This is a genomic window from Paralcaligenes ginsengisoli, assembly GCF_054781135.1.
In genome coordinates this window covers 169353-193144 of the sequence record NZ_BAAGUZ010000009.1, presented here as the reverse complement: position 1 = coordinate 193144, position 23792 = coordinate 169353, and the positions used below count along the sequence as shown (strand labels likewise).

28 protein-coding genes are annotated in these 23792 nt (G+C 58.3%); 11 read left to right on the top strand and 17 right to left on the bottom strand.

The features are described 5' to 3' along the window. Window positions 1-15: 15 nt before the first annotated feature. The 3 genes from ACYVIS_RS06990 (at window position 16) to ACYVIS_RS06980 (ending at window position 2555) form a co-directional block, all read left to right on the top strand. Entirely contained in the window at window positions 16-798 is a 783-nt protein-coding gene (locus ACYVIS_RS06990) for an aldolase (RefSeq protein ID WP_232740979.1), read from the top strand. 67 nt (window positions 799-865) lie between these two features. Next, on the top strand, window positions 866-1438 hold the full coding sequence (locus ACYVIS_RS06985) for a helix-turn-helix domain-containing protein (protein WP_232740980.1): 573 nt from the start codon (window positions 866-868) through the stop codon (window positions 1436-1438). Between the two features lie 208 nt (window positions 1439-1646). Next, window positions 1647-2555, top strand: coding sequence for a DMT family transporter (locus ACYVIS_RS06980; RefSeq protein ID WP_460873596.1), 909 nt, complete (start codon window positions 1647-1649; stop codon window positions 2553-2555). A 210-nt stretch (window positions 2556-2765) separates the two neighbouring features. Here the strand turns inward: ACYVIS_RS06980 and ACYVIS_RS06975 are convergent, their stop codons facing one another. Then, entirely contained in the window at window positions 2766-3170 is a 405-nt protein-coding gene (locus tag ACYVIS_RS06975) for an acyl-CoA thioesterase (protein WP_232740982.1), read from the bottom strand. Window positions 3171-3507: 337 nt separating this feature from the next. Between ACYVIS_RS06975 and bioB the strand changes: the two genes are divergently transcribed. After that, window positions 3508-4536 (top strand): biotin synthase BioB, encoded by a 1029-nt coding sequence (gene bioB, locus ACYVIS_RS06970; RefSeq protein ID WP_232740983.1) that lies wholly within the window; start codon window positions 3508-3510, stop codon window positions 4534-4536. Window positions 4537-4555: 19 nt separating this feature from the next. After that, window positions 4556-5404, top strand: a complete 849-nt coding sequence (locus ACYVIS_RS06965; protein WP_232740984.1) for a DMT family transporter — start codon at window positions 4556-4558, stop codon at window positions 5402-5404. Window positions 5405-5407: 3 nt separating this feature from the next. Here the strand turns inward: ACYVIS_RS06965 and ACYVIS_RS06960 are convergent, their stop codons facing one another. Beyond that, window positions 5408-6715, bottom strand: coding sequence for an MFS transporter (locus ACYVIS_RS06960; protein ID WP_232740985.1), 1308 nt, complete (start codon window positions 6713-6715; stop codon window positions 5408-5410). A gap of 14 nt (window positions 6716-6729) precedes the next feature. Next, window positions 6730-7233 carry a peroxiredoxin gene (locus ACYVIS_RS06955; protein WP_232744657.1) on the bottom strand — a complete coding sequence of 168 codons (504 nt, stop codon included), beginning with the start codon at window positions 7231-7233 and terminating at the stop codon, window positions 6730-6732. Window positions 7234-7466: 233 nt separating this feature from the next. On the opposite strand from ACYVIS_RS06955, the gene ACYVIS_RS06950 reads away from it, so the two are divergent. From ACYVIS_RS06950 to ACYVIS_RS06925, 6 genes are all read left to right on the top strand, one after another. Continuing rightward, window positions 7467-7859: a hypothetical protein gene (locus ACYVIS_RS06950; RefSeq protein ID WP_460873595.1), complete on the top strand. Its 393-nt coding sequence runs from the start codon at window positions 7467-7469 to the stop codon at window positions 7857-7859. 152 nt (window positions 7860-8011) lie between these two features. Continuing rightward, on the top strand, window positions 8012-8509 hold the full coding sequence (gene moaC, locus ACYVIS_RS06945) for a cyclic pyranopterin monophosphate synthase MoaC (RefSeq protein ID WP_460873594.1): 498 nt from the start codon (window positions 8012-8014) through the stop codon (window positions 8507-8509). Next, window positions 8490-8741: a MoaD/ThiS family protein gene (locus ACYVIS_RS06940; RefSeq protein ID WP_460873593.1), complete on the top strand. Its 252-nt coding sequence runs from the start codon at window positions 8490-8492 to the stop codon at window positions 8739-8741. Before moaC ends, ACYVIS_RS06940 begins: the two co-directional genes overlap by 20 nt. 4 nt (window positions 8742-8745) lie before the next feature. Beyond that, window positions 8746-9219 (top strand): molybdenum cofactor biosynthesis protein MoaE, encoded by a 474-nt coding sequence (locus tag ACYVIS_RS06935; protein ID WP_460873592.1) that lies wholly within the window; start codon window positions 8746-8748, stop codon window positions 9217-9219. A gap of 12 nt (window positions 9220-9231) precedes the next feature. Beyond that, the gene (moaB, locus tag ACYVIS_RS06930; RefSeq protein WP_460873591.1) at window positions 9232-9753 is read left to right on the top strand and encodes a molybdenum cofactor biosynthesis protein B; all 522 of its coding nucleotides are present in this window, start codon (window positions 9232-9234) and stop codon (window positions 9751-9753) included. A 24-nt stretch (window positions 9754-9777) separates the two neighbouring features. Further along, window positions 9778-10983 carry a molybdopterin molybdotransferase MoeA gene (locus ACYVIS_RS06925; RefSeq protein ID WP_460873589.1) on the top strand — a complete coding sequence of 402 codons (1206 nt, stop codon included), beginning with the start codon at window positions 9778-9780 and terminating at the stop codon, window positions 10981-10983. A gap of 6 nt (window positions 10984-10989) precedes the next feature. On the opposite strand, the gene ACYVIS_RS06920 is transcribed toward ACYVIS_RS06925, so the two are convergent. The 14 genes from ACYVIS_RS06920 to ACYVIS_RS06855 all read right to left on the bottom strand — a co-directional run bounded on the left by ACYVIS_RS06920 (window position 10990) and on the right by ACYVIS_RS06855 (window position 23778). After that, window positions 10990-11412, bottom strand: a complete 423-nt coding sequence (locus ACYVIS_RS06920; protein WP_460873588.1) for a DsrE family protein — start codon at window positions 11410-11412, stop codon at window positions 10990-10992. 81 nt (window positions 11413-11493) lie between these two features. After that, entirely contained in the window at window positions 11494-13203 is a 1710-nt protein-coding gene (soxB, locus tag ACYVIS_RS06915) for a thiosulfohydrolase SoxB (RefSeq protein ID WP_460873616.1), read from the bottom strand. A gap of 162 nt (window positions 13204-13365) precedes the next feature. Beyond that, window positions 13366-13869 (bottom strand): TlpA family protein disulfide reductase, encoded by a 504-nt coding sequence (locus ACYVIS_RS06910; protein WP_460873587.1) that lies wholly within the window; start codon window positions 13867-13869, stop codon window positions 13366-13368. A gap of 63 nt (window positions 13870-13932) precedes the next feature. After that, window positions 13933-14586 carry a sulfur oxidation c-type cytochrome SoxX gene (gene soxX, locus ACYVIS_RS06905; RefSeq protein WP_460873586.1) on the bottom strand — a complete coding sequence of 218 codons (654 nt, stop codon included), beginning with the start codon at window positions 14584-14586 and terminating at the stop codon, window positions 13933-13935. A gap of 11 nt (window positions 14587-14597) precedes the next feature. Further along, entirely contained in the window at window positions 14598-15419 is an 822-nt protein-coding gene (soxA, locus tag ACYVIS_RS06900) for a sulfur oxidation c-type cytochrome SoxA (RefSeq protein WP_460873585.1), read from the bottom strand. A 69-nt stretch (window positions 15420-15488) separates the two neighbouring features. Beyond that, the gene (gene soxZ / locus ACYVIS_RS06895; RefSeq protein ID WP_460873584.1) at window positions 15489-15803 is read right to left on the bottom strand and encodes a thiosulfate oxidation carrier complex protein SoxZ; all 315 of its coding nucleotides are present in this window, start codon (window positions 15801-15803) and stop codon (window positions 15489-15491) included. Window positions 15804-15844: 41 nt separating this feature from the next. Then, window positions 15845-16312: a thiosulfate oxidation carrier protein SoxY gene (gene soxY / locus ACYVIS_RS06890; RefSeq protein WP_460873583.1), complete on the bottom strand. Its 468-nt coding sequence runs from the start codon at window positions 16310-16312 to the stop codon at window positions 15845-15847. 41 nt (window positions 16313-16353) lie between these two features. Beyond that, on the bottom strand, window positions 16354-17478 hold the full coding sequence (locus tag ACYVIS_RS06885) for a c-type cytochrome (RefSeq protein WP_460873582.1): 1125 nt from the start codon (window positions 17476-17478) through the stop codon (window positions 16354-16356). After that, window positions 17462-18871 (bottom strand): sulfite dehydrogenase, encoded by a 1410-nt coding sequence (gene soxC, locus ACYVIS_RS06880; protein WP_460873581.1) that lies wholly within the window; start codon window positions 18869-18871, stop codon window positions 17462-17464. Before soxC ends, ACYVIS_RS06885 begins: the two co-directional genes overlap by 17 nt. A gap of 435 nt (window positions 18872-19306) precedes the next feature. Further along, entirely contained in the window at window positions 19307-20578 is a 1272-nt protein-coding gene (locus ACYVIS_RS06875; RefSeq protein WP_460873579.1) for an FCSD flavin-binding domain-containing protein, read from the bottom strand. Beyond that, on the bottom strand, window positions 20575-20970 hold the full coding sequence (locus tag ACYVIS_RS06870) for a c-type cytochrome (RefSeq protein ID WP_460873578.1): 396 nt from the start codon (window positions 20968-20970) through the stop codon (window positions 20575-20577). Before ACYVIS_RS06870 ends, ACYVIS_RS06875 begins: the two co-directional genes overlap by 4 nt. Further along, window positions 20931-21551: a molybdenum cofactor guanylyltransferase MobA gene (gene mobA / locus ACYVIS_RS06865; protein ID WP_460873577.1), complete on the bottom strand. Its 621-nt coding sequence runs from the start codon at window positions 21549-21551 to the stop codon at window positions 20931-20933. The genes ACYVIS_RS06870 and mobA overlap by 40 nt, the downstream gene beginning before the upstream one ends. Beyond that, the gene (moaA, locus tag ACYVIS_RS06860; RefSeq protein WP_460873576.1) at window positions 21548-22648 is read right to left on the bottom strand and encodes a GTP 3',8-cyclase MoaA; all 1101 of its coding nucleotides are present in this window, start codon (window positions 22646-22648) and stop codon (window positions 21548-21550) included. Before moaA ends, mobA begins: the two co-directional genes overlap by 4 nt. A 23-nt stretch (window positions 22649-22671) precedes the next feature. Next, complete coding sequence (locus ACYVIS_RS06855; RefSeq protein WP_232741003.1) at window positions 22672-23778, bottom strand: substrate-binding domain-containing protein; 1107 nt, start codon at window positions 23776-23778, stop codon at window positions 22672-22674. Window positions 23779-23792 lie beyond the last annotated feature (14 nt).

The window sequence follows — 23792 nt, the reverse complement described above, 5'->3', positions numbered from 1 at the left end:
TATCGGAGATTACTAATGTTTGAAACCATGACCCTGTCAAAGGACCAGTTGATTACACGCGCAAAAAAGGAAATGCAGAGTCAACTCGAAACACATTCCTGGACAGCCCGAGAGCGTCTCGCGCTTACATGCAGAATTCTCTTTGACGGCGGCCACGACTCCGGCCTCGCGGGGCAAATCACCGCACGCGCCGAACAAGCAGGCACTTATTACACACAACGACTCGGCCTGGGGTTCGACGAAATAACAGCATCCAATGTTTTACTCGTCGACCAGGACTTGAATGTGCTGGAAGGCAACGGCATGGCGAACCCGGCCAATCGCTTCCATTCCTGGGTGTACAAGAATCGACCGGACGTTCAATGCATTGTTCATACCCATCCTCTGCACGCGGCGTCGCTATCCATGCTTGAAGTTCCGCTTGAAGTTTCTCATATGGATAACTGCACTCTATATGACGATGTGGCGTTTCTGAAAACCTGGCCCGGCGTGCCTGTTGGTAACGAAGAAGGAGAAATCATCAGTGCGGCGCTTGGCGACAAGCGGGCAATCCTGTTATCGCACCATGGAATGCTTGTCGCCGCGACGACTATCGAGGAGGCGTGCGAGCTATCGCTGCAATTTGAACGCGCGGCCAAAATGCAGTTGCTCGCCATGGCGGCCGGTAAAATCCAGCCTATACCTGAAGCGCTTGGGAAGGAAGCTCACGACTGGATACTAACGCCCAAGCGTTCTCAAGCAGGTTTTTTCTATCACGCTCGCCAAGCCCTGCGCAATCACCCCGATACCCTCAGTTGAATCTTGTTCGGCCCAAATCAGGGATTAGAATGGGGCATGTTTCAAGAGTCCTACACCTTGCATGCCCATGACCGACCTACCCCATCGCCTAAAAACTTTGCGACGACAACAATCATTCTCCCTGGAGCAACTGGCCCGGAATACAGGGTTGACCAAAAGCTACCTATCCAAACTCGAACGAGGAATCAGTGAGCCATCCATTTCAACGGTGCTGCGTCTGGCCGATGCCTATCAAATTAGCGTGGGACAACTTCTGGGAACAGGCGAAGCTGCTCAGGACGAAATCGTCAGCGTAGTGAGGGTGGCGGAACGCGAGCCTCTTCTACGTCGAGGCGAAGGAAGCAGCTACCGCTATCAATCCATGGCGGGCCGCCGCAAGATAAAGGCAATGGAGCCTTTCATTATTTATCCGCCCCGGGTGTTTCCCGATCTAACATCGGTGTTTCCCCATCCCGGCGAAGAATTCATGCTCGTACTGAAAGGCGCGGTGGAAGTAAATGTAGGCGAACGCGAGTATCGGTTGGATTGCGGCGACTCGGTTTATTTCGATGCCGAATTTCCACATCGAATCAGAACTGTCGGCCGAGTCATGGCTGAAGTGCTCGTTATAACGACGCATGCAACCGCCAAAGCCCAGTAAAGATATATACAGAGTACAGAGCTATCTCGCACCTGCCACGGGCGGTTCAAATCTGCGATCCCATGGCCGCTGTAATGGTTAAACAACCAGGCCAGTTATAAAGTGATATGGTTAACTGTATAGGTACTGTATCAGGAAACATATATAAAGTGTATGCGCCGCCACTGGAAATTCCAGGCCTCGACACACACACATCGCACCCGCCACCATGACAAGCCTTGCAAACGCACCAGCCACTTCCCTGCCTCATTATTCGGGAGGCTATGGTTACGGAATAATCGGAGTACTGATTTTTTCGCTGACCCTGCCCATGTCGCACCTGGCCGTCGCCGAAATAAACCCCTTGCTGATTGGACTAGGCAGAGCGTGGATAGCGGCCATTCCCGCCGGACTGATTCTTTGGCTAAGCCGCAGCCGCCGCCCCACTCGCGCCGAATGGCGCGGCATAGCCCTGGCCGCCGTAGGCGTGGTCGCAGCCTGGCCCATTTTTTCCACCATTGCCATGCTTTCGGTACCGGCCTCGCACGGAGCCGTGTTCAATGGCTTGCTGCCTCTTACCACCGCCCTGTTCGGAGCCTGGCGCAGCCATGAGCGATTGGCGCGGTCGTTCTGGCTGTGGGCGTGTGTTGGCGCGGCGTTGGTCACCGGGTTCGCGCTCTACGCCGGACATGGCAGCCTGCAAGCCGGCGATCTCTGGCTGATTGCCGCAGTCATATTCGGCGGCATGGGATACGCCGAAGGCGGACGCGTCTCGCGCACACTGGGCGGTTGGCGGACCATATGCTGGTGCCTGATCGGAAGCCTGCCGTTCATCAGCCTGCCTACTTTTTATCTGGCTGCACACATCTCGCACTGGCCATCGCCGGCCGTGCTGGGTGCCTTCGCCTACCTGGCATTCGGCTCGATGTTTCTGGGATTCTTCGCCTGGTACAAAGGGCTGGCCATCGGAGGCATCGCTCGCGTCGGCCAGGTGCAACTGATCCAGCCGTTCCTGACGGTGCTCGCCTCGGCCTGGCTGTTCAGCGAGAAGGTTGCCCCGGTAACCTACCTCTTCGCCGTACTCATCGTTATCGTCATTGCCGCCAGCCGCTATGCCACAAGGCGGCCTGGGCAATGAGCACGCAAAAAGTCAGCCCTGAAATCCCCCAAAAAACCTCAACGCAAGCGGAAGTGGCGGCCCAGGCAGGGTGAGCGAGCGTTGAGTCCGCCCCGACCCGGGTTTGGGGCGCGGGCAGTCCTGGCAAAGCCAGGACCGGACGAGGCGAGCACCACCCTGCCTGAGCCGCCACCCCCGCGTCTTAAGAACGAAAACGCGCACAAGCCGAAATCAGCCAAACAGCACTTTGAAATCGTCGGGAATCGGCGCCCCTTTGAGCCCGCCTGCGGCAGTGACCACCGCCCAGGCGCGCAGCTCATGGCCGGTGGCCACCAGGCGATCGCCGCACTTGACGGTATAGCCTATGCGCAGGCGGCGCTCGGCCCATTCCTGCAAATCGGCCTCTATGGTGATGACGTCGTCGTAGCGTATCGGCGAACGAAAACTCGCCCCCACATCAACCAGCGGCGTCACCGCCCCATAACGGGCGCGAATTTCGCGCTGGCTCAAACCCTTGCTGCGCAGCATGCCCTGATAAGTGCAATCGAACCAGTAAAAATAATTCGGGTAAAACACAATCCCCGCCTCGTCACAATCACCCCACTCTATGGTCAGGTTGCGCTCGAACTGCATCATGGGCCGCTTTCTCCATTTCAAAACAAAGATGATAGCTGTTTGCGGCACGATCTTCTGCGCGTGAAATCCCGACACCAGGCCGGCATGCAAGGCCCGCGTCACTTGCAAGGCCCTGCGGCAACAAAGCGCTGCACCGTTTCAACTCGATACGATTTTAAAGCCAGAGGGAAATAGCCTTACTTGGTACATTGTTCCACTTCTTAGGCCATAAATTCGGCCAATTAACCATCAATACCGCTCTACTGCCGATATCCCTCACGCCTTCGCTCCCTTGCACATGCGCATTGCCGCCCCTTACCATGCCTGACAATCACATATAAGGCTTCCAGCCATGCCCATGACCGCACCGCTTTCTTCTATCGCCCCCTCCGTTGCCGCTTCATCGACGCAGCACTGGACCGTCAAGGATATTCTGGATCTCTACGAATTGCCCCTGCTCGACTTGCTGCATCAGGCACAAACCGTGCATCGCGCGCACCATGAACTGAACGCCGTCCAGCTCTCAAGCCTGCTGTCGATCAAGACCGGGGGTTGCCCGGAAGATTGCGCCTATTGCCCCCAATCGGCGCGTTACGACACGGCCGTGGAGAAAGATGCCCTCATGCCCCTGGAGCAGGTGATTGAAGCCGCCGCCCAGGCCAAGGCCGGCGGCGCGCAGCGCTTTTGCATGGGTGCGGCATGGCGTTCGCCCAAGGCCCACCACATCGATGCGGTGGCTGAAATGGTAAGCGCCGTGAAAAGCCTGGGGCTGGAAACCTGCGTGACGCTGGGCATGCTGAAAGACGGCCAGGCCGAGCAGTTGAGAACGGCGGGTCTGGATTACTACAACCACAATCTGGACACATCGCCGGAGTTTTATGGCGAGATCATTTCCACGCGCACCTATCAGGACCGGCTCGATACGCTCGAGCGGGTCCGTTCGGCGGGCCTGAATGTATGCTGCGGCGGCATCGTGGGGCTGGGCGAATCGCGGCCGGCGCGCGCCGGCCTGATTGCGCAGTTGGCCAATCTCGCACCCTACCCCGAATCGGTTCCCATCAACAATCTGGTCAAGGTGGAAGGTACGCCCTTATACGACACACCAGCACTCGACCCATTTGAATTCATCCGTACTATTGCCGTCGCCCGCATCACCATGCCCAAAACCGTTGTACGCCTGTCGGCGGGCCGCGAAGCCATGAGCGACACCACCCAGGCCCTATGTTTCCTGGCAGGGGCCAATTCGATCTTCTACGGGGAAAAACTGCTGACCACCGGCAACCCGCAGTTGATGGAAGACCGGGCCCTATTCGAACGGATGGGCCTGCATGCCGTCGGCCAGGCCGCCACGCACCACACCGCCCGCACCCAATCCGCCAACGCTTAACCTGCCCCGCCTCAAATATATGTATACCTTGATTGTCAGTGTAGGGTGCAGCGTTGCTGTATCGGTGCTGCTGAAAGTGGCGCGCCAGCAAAAAATTGAAATCGGCCAGGCCATCGCCGTCAATTACCTGGTGGCGGCCTGCCTGTGTCTGTTTATCCTGCAGCCCAATCCCGCTTCACTTATGAAGCCCACGACTCCCTGGTGGGTCCTGATTGCGCTTGGCGTGCTGCTGCCCAGTATTTTCCTGGCCATGGCGGGCGCAGTCCGGCATGCCGGCATCGTGTTGAGCGACGCCGCGCAGCGTTTGTCGCTGTTCCTTCCGCTGATTGCCGCGTTCCTGCTTTTTGGCGAAGCGCATTCCACCGCCAAGCTGCTGGGCATAGCGCTGGCCCTGATCGCGCTGGTCTGCCTGCTGATCCGCCCCCGGAGCAGGGACAGCTCGGGTGAAGTCGGCAAATCGATAGGCCTGCTCCTGTGCGTCTGGGTGGGCTACGGCACCATCGATATCCTGTTCAAGCAACTGGCCAAAAGCGGTGCCGTGTTCTCCAGCAGCCTGTTCGTCACCTTTGTACTGGCCGGCGTGCTGATGCTTCTATACCTGCTTGTCCGGCGCGGCTCGTGGAGCCTGCGCAACATCGTGGCCGGCCTGATCCTGGGCCTGCTCAATTTCGGCAATATCTATTTTTATATTCGCTCGCACCAGGTCTTCCCAAACAACCCCACCCTGGTATTCTCAGCCATGAATATCGGTGTGATCTCACTGGGCACGCTGGTCGGCGCGGGCTTTTTCAAAGAAAAGCTTTCGTGGCTGAACGCCACGGGTGTCGCCCTGGCGATAATTGCCATCCTGATCCTTGTCCCGCGATAAGCGCTAAGCCCGTTCCTTGCCTGCTGCCGCAGCCTCCTCATACTGGGACAACAAGGGGTCCCGGGAGATATCGCTGTTGACGTCGACCCGCGGATCGAGCACCGCCGCCACGGGCGAGCTTTGCAGGCTATCGGCCATAGGGACAAAATTGGTGGGGGCATCGTCGCTGAGATGGGCGCCGGTCACTTTTTTCGGCCTGACGAAAACAATCAGGATCAGCGCGCAACACGACACGAAAACGTAAAACATGCTGGGCATGAATTGCCGCATCAGTGCGCCGACGAACAAGGGTCCCAGACAGGCGCCCACGCCATAAACCATCAACAAAATGGCACTCAGGCCAACCCGGCGCTCCGGATCGACATTGTCATTGGCAAATGCGGCCCCCAGGGGATACAAGGTGAATTGCAGCACACCAAAAGCGCAGGAAAACAGCAACAGGGCCCACAACGGAAACTGCCACCAGCCCCATAAGGGAAGTGTCAACGCGAGCAGCAGACAGGCATTGATGCGTATCAGGCCGGCCCGGTTGAGGCGATCGGCCAGCCAACCCATGGGCCACTGGGACACCAGGCCCGAAGCCACTGCGGCGGCCAGGAACACGGCAACCTGCGCGCTCGAGAAACCCTCTTTGGCCGCATACACCGGCGCCAGGCCGTAGAATGCGCCGTTGATATTGCCCGCAATGAAAAACACCAGCAGCGACATCGGCACACGGGAAAGATAATACTTGATCAGGATCGGAGCCGGCTTCTGCATGGCCGGATGCAGCCTGCCCGTCAGCGCTATGGGTACCAGGCACAGGGCCGAACATATGGCCACAAAAACCAGGGGCTCGTAATTCAGATGCGGGAACAGGGTCAGGGCCAATTGGCCCGACACTGTGCCCAGACCGGAGAACACCATGTAAAAGGCGAATACACGGCCGCGCAGATGATTCTCGGTTTGCTCGTTAAGCCAGCTTTCGATCACCATGAACTGTGTAACCATGGCGATCCCGGCAATAAAACGAAACCCCAGCCATATCCACAGATTGTCGATCAACGACTGGGCCAGCACCATTACCGTAACGATCGCTGCCGTAGCGGCATAGGCGCGTATGTGCCCGACCTGGATAATAAGCTTGTGGCCTATGCGCGCGCCGAAAACCAGCCCCAGATAGTAGGCGGCGATCTGGGCGCCCACCCAAACCTCGGACACCGACGTCGCCGTCAGCCTCAAACCTATATACGTATTGAATAAGCCAGCGCCCAGTTGCAGCAAAAGGATGGCGAGGTACAGGGAAAAAAACGAGGCAACCGACTTGAACATAAAGGAAAAACGGATTAAAGCTGACCCAGCAAGGTGGCCGCGTCGCTTACCTTGAATTCGCCGCTGCCCTCGAGATTGAGCTGCTTGACCACACCGTCTTTCAGGATTGCCGAGTAGCGCTGCGAACGCACACCCAAGCCGCGGGCAGACAGATCCATTTCCAGTCCCAGCTTGCGGGTCCAGTTGGCGCTGCCGTCACCCAGCATGCGAACCCGGCCGGCCACCCGCTGATCCCTGCCCCAGGCGCCCATCACGAAGGGATCGTTGACCGACACGCACCAGATCTCGTCGACACCCTTGGCTTTGATCTGGTCGCTCAATTCGAGATAGCCCGGCAAGTGCTTATTCGAGCAGGTGGGCGTGAATGCGCCCGGCACGGCAAACAGGGCAATGGTTTTACCCTTGACCAGATCGGCAACCTGGAAATTATTGGGGCCGACGCTGCATGCCTCGGTTTCTGTTTCAAAAAATTCGCTCAATGTCGCGTCGGGTACGCGCTCGCCTACTTTAATAGACATAATATTCTCCTGTGGGGCTTCCCACGTTTCGTCGGACACTCGATCATGCCGGATTTCGTAATCATACGACGATGCCGGCGGTTTATGGCCGCACCCGGCAATTTTCATCGAAGCCTCGCACAAGCCGATACATTTTCATACCTTTCCTTCACGATTCAGTAAACTTTATCGATCAAAATGACTCTCACTATATTGCTTCGATCCTGAAGCAACATTTTCATAGGGAGTTTATTTTGATACTACCTAAGCTTTCCGCAGCCATTTTATCCATGGCCCTATTGGGCAGCGCCTATGCCGCTTCGAGTCTGGATCCCGATATCTCCATCGATCAATGGGTGCTCATGTCCGGCGCCACCAATGGCGCAGCCGATGCGATGGGCGTCTGCGACGAAGATCTCGACAAGCATCGCAACACCGCGCGCGCCCACCTGACGCGCTACGCGTCGGAACATGGCGCCCGGATCGAACAATTCGATGCCATGTTCGAGCAAGGCATGATCGAAGGCAAGAAGCTCGTCACAGACCGCGGCAACCTGACCAGCGCCAAGGGCGAGCGCCTGCTCACCGGCTTTCATCGCGACAAAAGCATCGATTACCAAATCGTCAAGAACGCGCTGGATACCTGAAAAAAACATCGCCGGGCCGGACCGGCTCGAATCGCTTGAATATTGCGTATATCATAGGGTTATGATGGGTCTGCGCGCCGCTTTGCACAGAACGGACGCACCCTGAAAACTCTATGAACCATGGCGCCTGGCGCCTCTTTGGGCCCATACCCATGAGCGAAACGCAATCGGCCGAGCTGGCGCTTAGCCACATCGATGAATCCGGACAAATCCGCATGGTGGATGTCAGCAGCAAAACGCCCACCCAGCGTACAGCTGTCGCCGAAGGGCGTGTGCGCATGAGCGCCGCCGCCTATCGACTCCTGACGGCACACGAAAACGGCAAGGGCGAAGTGCTCAATACAGCCCGGGTCGCGGGCGTTCTGGCGGCCAAGCGCTGCGCCGAGCTTATACCCTTGTGCCACAGCCTGCCACTCAGCTTTGCGGGGATCGAATTCTTTTTGAACGACGCCGATCATGCCATCGCGATCAAGGCCACTTGCCGCACCGATTACAAAACCGGCGTCGAGATGGAAGCCATGACCGCCTGCAGCATTGCCGCCCTGACGATTTACGATATGTGCAAAGCGGCCGACAAGGGCATTGTCCTGGAAACAATCAGGCTAAGCTACAAATCGGGAGGTAAAAGCGGTGAATGGCACAGCAATTAAGGTTCTGTACTTCGCCCGGGTTGCAGACCTGACCAGAATCCGTCAGGAATCCTGGCCGCTCAGCCACGCCCTCAGCGGCACCGACTGGCTGCGCGAGCTCGAAGGCCGCTATCCTCAACTGGCGCCAACCGAACGCCTGAAGCTGGCGGTCAATCAGTATCACGTCGGCCATCAAAGCCTGATACAGCCGGGCGATGAAGTAGCCGTATTCGAACCGGTCACCGGAGGCTGACGCCATGGTCATTGTGCAAGAAGCCGATTTCGATACTGCCGAACTGACTGCGGGTTTGCGCCAGCGCACCGCCGGCAAAACCGGCGCACTCGTCACGTTTACCGGATACGTGCGCGACTATGCCGACAACGCTGCCACCCATACCTTGTTTCTGGAGCATTATCCCGGCATGTGCGAACGCGAAATCGAGGCCATCTGCGCTTCGGCCCAGGCACGCTGGCACGCGCACGAAAGCCTGGTGGTACATCGCTTCGGCAAGCTGCACTATAAAGAACAGATTGTTTTTGTCGCGGTCGCCAGTGCTCATCGCACCGACGCTTTCAGGGCCTGCGAGTATATTATCGATGCCCTCAAAACCCGTGCGCCGTTCTGGAAACGCGAAACACTGGCCAGCGGCGAAAGCTTCTGGGTGCAGCAGCGCCAGGCAGACGCCGACAAAACCGTGCAATGGGAAGACAGCACCCCCACCTCTACTTAAGGAAACCGTATTGTGAGCAAAGCGTCCGCCGACAAGCCCCGGGTCATTTTGAACTGCGCCGTCCTGACCATTTCCGACTCGCGTACCGCCGACGACGACACCTCGGGCGATTACCTGGCCTCCAGCCTGCAGGCTGACGGCCACCACTGCGCCAGGCGGGCGCTCAGCCAGGGCAACCTGTACCAGATCCGGCAGATCGTCAGCGACTGGATCGCCGATGAAAGCATCCAAATCATCATCACCAACGGCGGCACCGGCTTCACGCACCAGAAATCCACCGCGGCCGCCATTGCGCCTTTACTCGACATGAGCATCGCGGGGTTCGGCGAACTGTTCCGGCATTTGTCGTATCTGGAAATCGGCACGTCTTCCCTGCAATCCGATGCTTTCGCGGGTTCAGCCAACAATACGCTTATTTTTTGCGTGCCCGGGTCGACCAATGCATGCAAGACCGCCTGGGAAGGCATCATTCGCCAGCAGCTCGACAGTACCCACCGCCCTTGTAATTTCGGCACCCACTACCAGGCCCGTTAATCCCTCTCGCCACCCACCCATACCATGCTTGATTTCGACGTAGCCCAAACCCGCCTGGCCGAAGCCGGCAAACGCCCCACAGACACGGAAAACTGCCCGCTGTACCAGGCCGCGGGGCGTGTGCTTTCCCGCCCCATCATTGCCGCACTCGATTTACCTCCGGCCGACAATAGTGCCATGGACGGCTATGCCATACGCTACGCCGACTACCATGCCGGGCGCCAGCTTCCCATCCAGCAACGCTGTTTTGCCGGCGAGCAGCCGCAGCCCTTGCAGCAAGGCCAGGCCATACGCCTGTTCACCGGCAGCCTGATGCCGGCGGGAGCCGACACCGTCGTCATGCAGGAAGATTGCCACGAACTCGACAATACCGTCGATATCCGACAGGAGCCCAGAAAGGGTTCGCATGTCCGCAAGCAGGGCGAAGACGTGCGCGCGGGCCAGGCCATACTGTCGGCCGGCACCCTGCTGGGCGCAGCGGAAATCGCGCTGCTGGCGTCCCAGGGAATAATCGAATTGCCGGTTTATCCGCGCCTGAAGGTGGGCATCCTGACGACCGGAGACGAACTGGTGTTCCCCGGCCAGCCCCGCAAGAACGAACATATCTACAATTCGAACGGCCCCATGCTGGCCGTGTTGGCCGATAAGCTGGGCGCCCAGGTCGTCCATGTGCTGCACGCGCTCGACACCAGCGCCTCCCTGCAGAAAGCCCTGAATACACTGCTCAAGGACTGCGACCTGGTGCTGACCGTAGGCGGGGTTTCGGTCGGTGAAAAAGATCTGGTCAAGCCGGCCATCGAGCAGGCCGGCGGAACGCTCGATCTTTGGCGCGTCTGCATGAAACCCGGCAAACCGGTGGCCCTGGCGCATGCACGCAACAAACCCATAGTGTGCCTGCCCGGCAATCCCGTCTCGGCCTTCAGTGTTTTCGCCTTGCTGGTTACGCCCCTGATACGCACTATGCAGGGCCGTGCCGAAATCATGCCGCCTGTTCACCTGGGCCGCCTGAAAACCACAAAGGAATTCAAGGAAACCCGCGAAGAGTTCCTGCGTGTGCGCGCCGAACCGGCGCCGCACGATATACCCGGGCTTGTTCCTTACGACAAACAAGGCTCGGGCATTATCAGCTCCCTACCCTGGGCCAGCGGTTTTGCGCGCATCCGCGTCAACACCGCAGTGGGCAATGACGCGATCGTGCCCTACTACGATTACCGATACTGGCTGGCCTGACAACGCTCAGGGCTTCAGATACGCATAGCCCTGGTTCTGCAACTGGGTAATGCGCACGACGCCCGAGGGAGTGAAGTTGGCTTCCATGATGAAATCGTCTTTCTTGAGCTTGCGGTTCTTGAGCGTGATTTCACAAACCTCGAAATCGACTCCACGCGCAGCCAGCGCCGAGATCAGCGGATCGACCTTGGCGGCGTCCTTGTAATTGCTCATCAGGAAATCCACCCCCAAGGCGTGCGCAACGACGACAATCTTGGTATTGGGAGCCGTGTCCAATTGATTGCGGATATTGCGCAAACCGCCCAGGGCCTGATGCTCGGAATCATTGATGTGGTAGACGACACGCGGCACAGGGTCCGCCGCAAAAGCGGCGCTGGCAAAACCCAGCACGCCCAGGCTAATGATGAGGGCGAGGATTTTCTTGATCATGATTTTTTCTCCGGATTGAAATGCATGGAAAATATACGTTAAACATAGCTGAAAAAATGTACTGTCGATTTCGACGGGCCGTCACACCTTGCCCTGATTGCCTGCCATGCCCTTGACGATCGGCTCGTTCAATGTCAGGGACTTGATGGTTTTCCTGTCGCGCAGATAACGGGCCACGACCTCCCAGACAGGCTCGCCCTTCACGCCTTCGGCCACAGGTGCCCAACCGGCCACTTTATACATCTTGTCGGCTTCAATAGGCTTGCCGTTCAGGCTCATGTCGCTGATGCGGTGACCGGCGGGCTTGCCCGGCTCGATGCTGTAATGCATGCCGCCCACCCGCACCATGTCGCCGCCTTGCTGATAATAGGGATCGGGATTGAACAGATTGTCGGCCACGTCTTCCAGCACGGTCTTGATCTGGCTGCCCGGCATCTCGTTCAAGGTCGTGTACGGATACGTAATGGCCGTCTGATCCATCAAGTGCTCCATGGTAATGGTGGCGCCCGGCAACAGGCTGGTACCCCAGCGGAAGCCGGGTGAAAAGCCGATCTCGGCCCCTTTCTCGGCCATCAGGGCGTCCAGGATCAACTGATCGAATGTGCCGTTGAAATTACCGCGCCGATACAGGGTATCGTCGGTCTGCGCCAGAGGCTCGGCCAGTTTCGCGGCAAACGGCGCACGCGATTTTTCAATAAGCGCCGCCATGGCCGCATCGGGCGCCAGGTAATTGGCGAACACCGGCATCAGCTTGTAGCGGAAATCGGCGACCTTGCCGTTTTTGACGTCGAAGTCCAGCACGGCCAGGAACTTGCCGTTGCTGCCGGCATTGGTGACCAGCGTCTTGCCGCCTGAATTGGACACCAGCACGGGCTCGGGCACGCCGTCGTGGGTATGGCCACCCAGAATCGCATCCAGGCCATGCACGCGCGAGGCCAGTTTCAGATCCACATCCATGCCATTGTGCGACAACAGCACGACGGCTTGCGCTCCTTTGCCGCGCACCTCGTCGATGACCTTCTGCAAATTGGCTTCCTGTATGCCAAAGGTCCATTCGGAAACCATATAGCGGGGATTGGCTATGGGGGTATAGGGAAACGCCTGGCCAATCACGGCAAACTTGATGCCGTTCATTTCACGCATGGAGTACGGCGGAAACACCGGATCGCCGAAATCGGCCGTTTCAATGTTTTGAGCGATGAAATCGATCTTGCCCTTGAAGTCGCGTTCGATCACTTCCTTCACCCGCTCGGCGCCCAGGGTGAACTCCCAATGCGCCGTCATGATATCGACGCCCAGCGCCAGGCTGGCATCCACCATATCCTGGGCCTTGGTCCACAAGGCCGTTGCCGAGCCTTGCCAGGTATCGCCGCCATCCAGCAGCAAGGCACCCGGGCGACTGGCCTTCATTTGCTTGACCAGCGTAGCCAAGTGCGCAAAGCCGCCTACCTTGCCATAGTGCCTGGCGGCATTTTCAAAATCCACACAGGAAAACGCATAGGCCTGCGCGGATCCCGACGTCAGGCCGTATTTTTTCAGGAAATAATCGCCCACCAGATGAGGCGCTTGATTCTTCGCCTCGGCAATTCCAAAATTGACGCTGGGCTCGCGAAAATAAATCGGCAAGAGCTGCGCGTGACAATCGGTGAAATGCAGCAGATTCACATTGCCGAATTTCGGTAGATCGTAAAAATCTTTGGCGGCCTGCTCGGCAGCCCGCGCTGAATGCGACAGACTCATGCCGCCGGCGGCGGCAATGGCCAAAACTTGTAGAAATTCGCGACGACTGATCATGAAAAACCATTCAAAAATAAATTGGAGGGTACCTGCCTGGAGACGCGAAGCCCGGCGCTTGGCCGCACCTCCCTGGAATGCCGCATTGCGTGTGAACGTCCGCCAATAAACCAGGATGCCCTGGTCAGGCGCGGCACCGGAACCGCGCAAGGCCGAGCATCAACCAGGAGCCTTGGGGGCATACTTGATAAGATCGAGGACATCCTCTTCGAACATTTCCCCGGGGATGATCTCGGCCAGCTTGCCGTCGGCCTTGATAACAAAGATCTGCGGGATGACTTTGCGCTTGCCGAATACCTTGAGCAGCTCTGGGGTTTCCATGGCTGTCGCAAAAGTGTAGCGATGCTTCTGGAGGTAATCCTTGGCAGCCGATTCTTTGCGGTCGATGCTTACAGTAAGGATTTCGAGGCCCTTTTTTTGGGCTTCGAGCGTCAGCTTTTGCAGATAGGGATTTTGCCGCCCACAAAATGGACACCATGAAGCCCAGTATTCCACGATGACCGGCTTGCCACGAAAATAGCCTTCCGCCAAATGCCGGCCATCGAGCAAGGTTACGGCCGGCAGATCGATGGCATCGCCCACGACCGGCTCGGCCCGTGCAAGCCCGGCGGAAAGCATTCCCGCTATTCCCAACAGGGTTGCAGCAAATCTTTTTTGCCACATATTTCGCACATCCTCTGATAAGCTGCCTTGGCTCCCGCGGCACACGCCGCGGGAGCCAAGGAATCACGGCTTGGCCGTATCGTCATTCACCGGCGACTTGGGATCGAACAGCAAGGCCATGACATCTTTCAACTGCGCCTCGGTGAGAATGCCTGCCGCTCCGAAACGAGGCATCACCGAGCAGGCGCTATACGCGTGCGAGTTGTAGACCTTGTTCCACGTGTATTCGACGACTTGTTTGGAATTTCCGCGTTGCGTGCCGTAGTGCAGCAGCGAGGGGCCGATATTGCCATATGAGATTTCCGCCTTGGTCATCTGGTGACAGGCATAGCAATTGCCGCCGCTGCTCGAACCCGGCTTGTCGGTGTATTGCAGGCCTTTGCCGCTCTGGGCGATTTTTTCCCCGGCTTTCCAGTCGCCCAGATATTGCCCGTCGGCCGGCGCCTTGATACTGGCCAGGGCTTCTTTGGTAATCGCGGCGGCCTGCTCTTTGGTAAGCGGTTTGCCTGACAAGCCGGCTTGCGAGCAAACCTGTTGCATGGGCGATTGATCGAGGCGATCCAGCTTGGCGGTTCCCTTCTCGGAGAACGAAGACTTGAGCTCGGCCACCAGGGCCTTGTGATCCACCTTGACCGCATGTTCCGCGGCCATGGCGGAAATCGACGCGGCCGACAGCGCGATCATCGCGGCAAAGGGTGCGAATTTTGATTTTTTCATATTGGCTCCTGTTACCGTTTCAGACCAGGCGCTGCCATGGCGCCACCGTTGGCATTGACGCCAAGGAAAACCGTCAGATCAATGGAGGCCTGCGAGCCGTATTTCAGGACAGGCATGCGTTGCTGGCGGAAGCAATCGTTCAAACGCCACTGCATGGTGCGCAACGCGCCTTGCGAGACCCGATAGGCTGGCCAGCTGGAGTATGCCTCGCGAGCCGGGCCGGATGCGGTCAGATTGGGCAGATCTTGCAGACGGATGCGCTGACCTGTAACGCTGTGGCAGGAAGCACAGGCAAAATCGTAGGGGCCGCCACGGAAAAAGAAGATTTCCTTGCCACGGGCATAAGCTTCGCGTTCGTGCTTGTTGTTTTGCGGAACGGCGATTTTCACGCCTTTGGACTGCGCCACCACATAACCCACCAGCGACTCCATGTCGGACGAATACTCGCCCGCTTTGGAAATGGCGTGCTTGACGACATCGTCGGCGTTCAGGCCCTGGAGATTGACCATGCAATACAGCAGGCGCGACTCCAGGTCCATGACTTTGTCGGCATCTTTGAAGTAGCGCGGCATATGGGCGTAGGCGCCCTTCAGGACACCAGGGCCCATGCCCAGGTCGCAGTGTTCGAGCGATGCCTTTTTAGGGCCGCGTTTTTCGGCCCACAGTTCTTGCCCGGTCATGACGATCAGATCGGCCGGGTTGCCGCCCTCGCCCAGCATCTCGCGATACTGGGCAATGCCGTCGGCAGTGCTTTCAGCCGCTTGCACCTGGCTCAGCGGCAACAAGGCGCCTCCCAGCAGCACGGCAAGAGCAGTCAATATTTGTTTTTTCATAATGCCTTCTCCTAAGACGGATTCCGCTTTATGGACTTCTGCGAAACCCTTCGATACCCCTCGGGCTGATTAGCGAATTTCCGTCGTATCGGTACGGCTTTCACCCTCGTTGTCTTTCCAGGCAATTGTGATTTTGTCGCCCTTGTTTCCGCCCTTGAACTTGAACGACAGAAACGGGTCGCGCGAGACGGCTGGGCCCCACTGGGCGTTGAGCACAGTCTTGTCGTTGCATTTCGCCTCGACCACGTCGATGAAATGGGCGGGCACGATCTTGCCGTCGCTGCCCTTGCGCTGGCCGGTTTCCATGATGTGGCTCATGAGTACTTTCACTTCGGTCACACCGTCTTTTTCAACGGCGCGTATACGCATTGGTCTGGTTGCCATGGTTCTGTTCCTTGATATCTTGATTCAGTTCTGTATGCGCGTTAACCGCCGCAGCCGCCGAGCGTCACTTTGACTTCCTTGTGAACGGCATAATATTTGCCGTCGGCTTTGACCAAAGCATAGATATCGGAGGTTTTACCCATTTTGATGCGGGTCGCAATATCGGCAACGGTGTTTTCCGGAATATCGAAAAGCGCCGACAAGGCATTCGGATTATTCGGCACCAGGACGGAAATTTGAGTGGTATTGGGCAGATCGCTGACCACACCAACCGGCACCACGGCGCCATTCTCGGCGATATCGGGCGCAACCAGCTTGATTTTGTCGCTGTTGACAGGCTCGGATCCCCCCAAGGCCTTCACCACATCGCCGACCGAATGGCCGCCGAAAGCCTCTTTGTTCCATTGTTCTTGTGCGGCCAGAGCCTGCTCGGGGCGCAAAACCCCCGCAGCCACCGCCATACCCAATACCGTGCCCAACCGCAGCACGTCTCTACGCTGGTGATTCATACTTACTCCTCTTTTATTTAAGCGAATCATCTTTAATACTGTTAATGCCCGGCCGGAGTCTGCGCCAGAATCCATTGAAGCATCGAATTTATATCGGCATCATCAAGATTCGGGTGAGGCGGCATAGGCACTGCTCCCCAAACTCCGCTCCCTCCATCGCGGATTTTCCCTGCTAATTTCTGCATAGCATAACTCGCTCCCTTATATTTTTTGGCTATATCTAAAAAAGAAGGGCCGAGCAATTTTTTATCGACGGCATGGCAAGCCATGCACGCGTGGTCTTTTAACAGTTTAATGGCATCGTCGCCACTTTGCGCCGACCCCGCGGGTTTTCCCGCGGAACCCTGTGCGGCGCCCGGAGCCAGGGTGCTGCGCGCATAGTTTTTGACTTCGGCGGCATTTTCGCCCGCCGCAACGACAAGCGCCGGCTTGAGTGTGTCGGCGCCGCGCACCGGCCCGACAATGCGCATTTGCGCAGCCAGATCGCCATTCGAATTGCGTGCGTATGGCGGCAAGGTTGACGATACAAGCGGTTGCGCGACGCAATTGGCCATGCAAGCCGTATTATGGGTATCCGGCTTGCCGTCGACGTCCCAGAGCCCCTTCCAGAAGACCATGCCGTTGCGATTGGGCATTTTTGCCTGAACCTCGGCCATGTTTTTGTCGGACAGGGTGAAATCGTCGGGAACGATTTCGGCCAGGTTCAGCAGATAGGCCAGCACCGCGTATACATCGTCGGGCTTGAGGGACTTGGGCGCATTCCAGGGCATGGCGCGATGTATGTAGTCCCACAGAGTTGAAATGGTGTCGACCTTCATGAAGGTGGTGCGCACAGGCTGAGTGCGGCTGGTCAGGGATGCCACATGACCGGTCTTGATATCTTCTTCCGTGGTTCCCCCCACGATGGCGGTAAAGACCTCGTTGCTTTCGGCGAATGAACCATGACAGGAGGCGCAGGTGGAATCCCAGATGGTATTGCCGCGTTCCACCGTGCCGCTGCCCGGGGGCAGGCCCTTGAAATCCGGCCGCACATCGATGTTCCAGGCCTGGATTTCGCTGGCGGTAGCCGGGCGGCCCAGGCCGAAGTTGTCCTGAGCCTGCGCCAGCCCGGACAAGCCCAGGGCCAATATGCCGACGACGGCCGTGCGCTTAGTCCACGTGTACATTGAAGACCTCCCCGGTAGCGGCCACTTTCCACGACTGGATCGCATTATTGTGGTAGGTGGAGCGGGTGCCGCGCACCTCCCGCAACTGACCGTAGCGCGGCTGCACGAAGCCGGTGCTGTCGGTGGCGCGGCTTTGCAGAATGACCGGGGAACCGTCCCAGACCCAATCGATATTGAAGCGGGTCAGGCATTTGTCGAGGATGGGTGTTTCAAGGCGAGCCGTTTTCCAGTTCCTGCCGCCGTCGAAGGACACGTCGACCTGTTTGATCTTGCCTCGTCCCGACCAGGCCAGGCCGCTGACGTTGTAGAAGCCCTTGCCCAGCAGCACCTGGCCGCCCGAAGGCGACGTAATAACGGATTTGCATTCCTGGATGGAGGTGTACTGGCGCATTGTGCCGTCGGGCATAAGGTCGACATAATGCGAGGTTTCGTCTTTGGCGTTCCAGGGCTTGTCGCCCACCTTGATACGCCGCAGCCATTTGACCCAGGACACACCTTGCACGCCCGGCACCACCAGGCGCAGAGGGTAGCCATTTTCGGGGCGCAGCATTTCGCCGTTCATGCCCCAGGCCACGATGGCGTCGTCCAGGGCCGCTTCGAGAGAAATCGTGCGCGTCATGCTGGAGCCGTCGTTGCCTTCGGCCAGGATGAATTTGGCATTTTTCAGATCGGCGCCGCAATCGTCGAGCAAGACCTTGAGCGGCACGCCGGTGAATTCGCAGCACGACAGCATGCCATGCGTATATTGGACGGTGGGCACCGCGGCATTGCCCCATTCCATGCCGGTATTGGCGCCGCATTCGATAAAATGGATTTTCGATACTGCGGGCAAGCGCATGAGGTCGTCCATGGTGTAGACCTTGGCTTCCTTGACCATGCCATTGATCATGAAACGATGCTGCTCGGGATCGACATCGACCCAGCCCTGATGATGGCGTTCGAAGTGCAGGCCATTGGGCGTGATAATTCCGAAAAAGCCCTGCAATGGCGCAAATGCCACCGAGGCTTGCGTTGTCGGGGTAAGGCCGGGCGACTGGCGGCGCAGCAGGTTGGCTTCGTATTTGGAAGGTGTGCCATACGGATGGAATGCCACGGGGTTGCCCAGTATGGTGCTCCATGGACGGGGCTGCAGGATCATGGGGTCGCCCTGGGCTCCTGGGGCCGAGGCAGCGCTTATTGCCCCGGATCCATCGGCTTGTTTGGCGGCGGCCATCATCGAAGAGCCCGCCGCGAGGGCAGCTCCGGCGGCCAGGAAGCTCTTTTTCAGGAATCCACGGCGTGTTTGGTCAAGTCCGTGGATGGCTATGTCGTGAATCAAAGCGGCCGATAGGAATCCCTCGGGCGCTTTTTGCAGCCGTCCTATCGGTACAGGCGGCTTGTTGCTTGTACTCAAAATCCTTCTCCAACTCTATATCTCTTTTAATAATATATTAATAACTAGATAATCTAAATAGGTAAAATCCCCGAAAACGGGAAAACGCGACTGCATGCGTGGATGGCCTTTCGCGGGTTGTGTGTTGATGCGTAAGAACAGCCCTGATGGCTGCCCATGAGGCGGTCGTATGACGACTATCCTCGTTCTTGAGGCGCGGGGGTGGCGGCCCAGGCGGGGTGGAGCTCGCATCGTCCGGTCCTGGCTGCGCCAGGACTGCCCGCGGCCGCAAGCTCGCCCACCCCGCCTGGGCCGCCACCCCCGCTTGCGTCGGAGTTTTTTGGACGATTGTTAGGCGACGTTTTTCTTATTTCTTATATTTCTTAGATGTTTACAGGCCAGCGGTTTTTGTGTGATCACAGGCTGGCGCAAGCATGCGGGGGCTGCGCGGACACTTCACGACAGCATGTCCGACCAGATGGCATGCGCCCAGCTCATGGCGTCGCGCCCTTCCCGTTCGCTCGGCGCCACCGACAGCCCGCCCGCGCCAGGTACCGTCAACATGGTTTTCTGGCCTGCATCATAGCGATGCACAGACGCCACATGCATGGCTTGCGATTCTGTGACGAAGCTGTAGCAGGTATTCGAATAAATGGGCTCGGGATCAACCGGCTGCTGGCTCAGCATGGCCACGATCGCCGCGGCGCAAGTCTTGCCGTGCTGATTGGCCATGTGCCCGGACTTGGGCATGATCGGCGCAATCTGGATTGAATCTCCCAGCACATGTACCCTGGGCGCCACCTTTGATTCGAAACTCAGGAAATCGACTTCGCACCAGCGGTCGTTGGCCGTGGCCAGGCCGGACTGGACCGCCACCGCGCCGGCACGCATGGGAGGCACCAGGTTCAGCACATCGGCGCTTTCTTCTTCGCCCAATTCAAAGATGATCTTGTTGGCGGCCACATCGACATCGACTGCCTTGAACTCCGGCGTGTATTCGATCATGTCCGGGTAAAACTTCTTCCACGCGGCCTTGAACAAGGCGCCTTTGGAAGTCACGTCGGCATTGGCATCGAATATGTGTACTTTGGCGCGCGGCTTGTGCTTTTTAAAGTACGAGGCCACGAGGCAAGCCCGTTCGTAAGGCGCTGGCGGGCAACGATAAGGCGCTTCGGGAATGGAAATAATGAAACGTCCGCCATCGGGCATCGCTTCGAGCTGACGGCGCAAGGCTACGGTTTGCGGGCCGGCCTTCCAGGCATGCAGGATTTTTTCATGTGCTCCGGCACTGGCCATGCCGGGGATTTTGTCCCACATGAAATCAATGCCCGGCGATACCACGACACGGTCATAGGAAATACTTGCGCCGCTTTTCAGCACTGCCCGACCCGCTTCGGCATCGATGCGATCGACATAGTCCCGAACCACCTGCACGCCATGGCGGCGCCGCAGTTCATCGTAGGAAACGGTGACATCGTCTATGGTCAAAGCCCCCTCGAGCACCAGATTCGAAATCGGGCACGACACAAAACTGGTATTGGGTTCGACCAGGGTAACGCGGATGGTCCCTTTGCTCCACAGGCGTATATAACGGGCGGCCGTTGCGCCGCCGTAGCCGCCGCCGATCACCAGCACATGGCCGTTGCCGCCGTCGGCGGCCAGGCTCAGGCCGGGCATGGACAAAGCACCGCACAGGCCCAGACCGCGCAGGAAAGCACGCCGTTTCATTGCACCTCCGGTTTTAGCTGGGCGTACCAGCGGGCGATCCGCCCTATGGTTGCCGCGTCGTAGCCTTTGGCAATCTGCTGCATCAGATCCCCCGGCGTGTTGCCCGCCGCATAGGCGCGCATTTTCAGTTCTATTTCATTGGCGGGCCTGCCCGCCAGACTCGGAATGCCGGAATTTTTCACCGGCCTGGCTGCGCCATGACAGGTTACGCAGGAAGCCGCCAAACTGCTTGACTGCGAATCGGCAAGCGTCGAGCCGGCAGCCCAGGATCGAGGCACAAGCAGGCCCGAGCCCAGCGCACTGCACAGCACGCTGACGGCAATTCGCCGGCAGGCCCGCAAGCCGGCTCCGCCTATATTGGCCCTGCGGGCGCGATCTGTTCGGCTAGACATAAATCCTCCCGCGTATTGATATTGAAGAAAGCATTTGAGTCCCCTGTAAATGCTACCTCGACAGCCTGATTCAGTTGCTGCCACTGCTGCACTTTGCGCCCGCCTTCGCGCAGAAACTCAAGCAAGTTTCGGTTCGCGCTCCGATGCAACAGCATGCATAAAGGGTGAGGCCCGCCTGCGCTGGCATAGGCCATGATTTTCCCAGTCCCGGCCAGGGCCTGCGCCAATCTGTCCACCAGGTCGTCGGGCAATAGCGGCACATCGACCGGCACCACCATGAGCCAGGGTGTTTCCACTTTCGCCAGGACGCTGGCCACTCCCGCCAAAGGCCCCAGCCCCGCGCCCAATGCCGGATCGTCGCTTATTGTTGTTCCGTAGCGCGCATAAGTATCGAGATGACGATTGGCATTGACCCATACCTGTGCCACTCGGGGCTCAAGATAGCGCCGCATATGCGCAACCAGCGGTTCGCCGCGCAGCTCCAGCAAGCCCTTGTCGACGGCGGCCTGGTCGGCCAGTTGCATGCGGCTGGCCCGTCCTCCGGCAAGAATCAGGCCGCTTAACGATTGCCGCTCAATCATCCGCCGATATAACTCATTTCAATTTTCTTCTGTGGTGTGGTTGCCCGGCCGCGCAGTTCGGAATAGCGATCGTCGCGCCTCGCCCATATGCCGGCCATGCATGCCGCCAGTTGTTCGTCGTCGGCATCGCTGCGCACAATGGCCCGCAAATCATGGCCATTGGCCGCGAACAGGCACAAGAACAACTTGCCTTCGGGCGACAGGCGAGCCCGCGTGCAGTCGCTGCAAAAGGGTTGTGATACGCTGGTGATGACGCCGATTTCGCCGGCTTGATCGAGATACCGCCAGCGCCCCGCGACCTCGCCGCGATATCCCGCATGTACCGGCTCGAGAGGGAATTCCGAACCGATTTTTTTCAATATTTCAGCACCCGTGAGCACCTCTTTCATGTTCCAGCCATTGGTCGTGCCCACATCCATGAATTCGATGAAACGCAGGATATGCCCGGAATGGCGGAAGTGACGTGCCATGGGAATCAGCTGATCGTCGTTCAGCCCCTTGCGCACCACCATATTGACCTTGACCGGCGCCAGCCCCACGCGCGCCGCCTCGTCGATGCCGCGCAAGATGGTCTTGACGCTGACCTGGCTGTCGCTCATGCGTTCGAACATGACATCGTCGAGCGCATCGAGACTGACCGTAACGCGGGTGAGGCCGGCGTCTTTGAGCGACTGGGCTTTTTTGGCCAGCAAAGTGCCATTGGTGGTAAGAGTGATATCGACGGGCAGGCCTTGCGGCGTACGCAACTGCGCCAGCATTTCGATAAGCGTTTCGAGATTTTTCCGCAACAGGGGCTCGCCGCCGGTCAGGCGGATTTTTCGCACTCCCAGGCCAATACCGACGCGGGCGATGCGCGTGATTTCCTCGAAACTGAGCAGCGCCGCATGCGGCATGAATTTGTAGCTGCCGTCGAATACCTCGCGCGGCATGCAGTATGTACAACGAAAATTGCAACGGTCGGTCACGGAGATGCGCAAATCGTGCAGAGGCCTGTGCCGCGTGTCGAGCAAAGGCTCTCCCGCCCGCGGCGCGGCAGTTTCCGCCGAGGCCGGGAAAGCGGCTTCATGATGGCCGGTAAGAAAAATGACTTTGCTCATGATTCAATCATAAACCACTTACGCTAACTGCTCTGAAGAGCGACGAACGACGGGCCGAATGCTTCCTGCAAGGTTTGAACCTGGCCCATGTAAGTGGCATCGTAGCCGACCAGCTCGGACACAAAGCTCTGGTACTCCTGACCCAGCATCAACGCCAGCAGCCGGTCCATCTGGGGCGTGCCCAGGCTGTCGCGGTGCACCGCAAAAAAATAGCGTTCCTTGGCCAATGGAATGAATGCCAGGCCGCAGCGCCAGGCCGCCGTTTCCACGCCAATGCCGACATCGGCCATGCCGCTGGCAATATGCGCGGCAATCGCCATGTGCGTGAATTCATTGCTGTCGTAGCCCTGGATGCGCGAGGTTTCGATGCCCAACTGCTTGAGCATCAGCCCGACCAGGTGGCGGGTACTCGAGCCGATCTGGCGATTCACGAAGCGCACATCGGGATTCACCAGGTCGGCAATGGTGCGGATTTTTTTTGGATTGTCAGCCTGCACGAACATGCCGGTATTGCGTACGGCCAGGTGGATCAGGCAATGCCTTTCGGGGTTCAGCCACTCGCTGTAGCGTTGCAGAATGGGCAGTTCGAACGCGCCTATCGGCAGTTGGAAACCCGCCAGGTCGCACTCGCGCCGGTCGAGCGATGCCAGGGCTTCGATGGCGGTGCGGTAACGCAACTCGAGCGGCGACATATGCAGGTCATTGGCCAATTGCATCAAGCCCTCGACCGCAAAGCCGTGGCTCGCGTGCAAACGTAGATGCGGCTGGCTTTCGGGATACAGGCGTTCCAGTTCCTCCTGCAATTCCGAGGCCATGCTTTCGAGCGTGGGCATCAAACGCGCGTCGACACGCCGGTTGGCCCACAACAAACGCTGGCCGAACGGGGTCAGCTTGGTGCCCTGCCGGCGATTGGTATCGAGCAGCTCGGCACCGAATTCTTTTTCGGCGTTGCGCAAGACTCCCCAGGCATGGCGATACGACACCCCGCAGGCCTTGCATGCGCCGGCGATATGCCCAACTGCGTCGATGGCGGCCAGCAGTCGCAATACCTCGCCCAAAGCCACTATTGCACCTGTGGGTTTCTCAAGCACCCACTCGGAATTCAGGCGTGCTTTGAATTTATATGTCATTACTTGCCTATTGA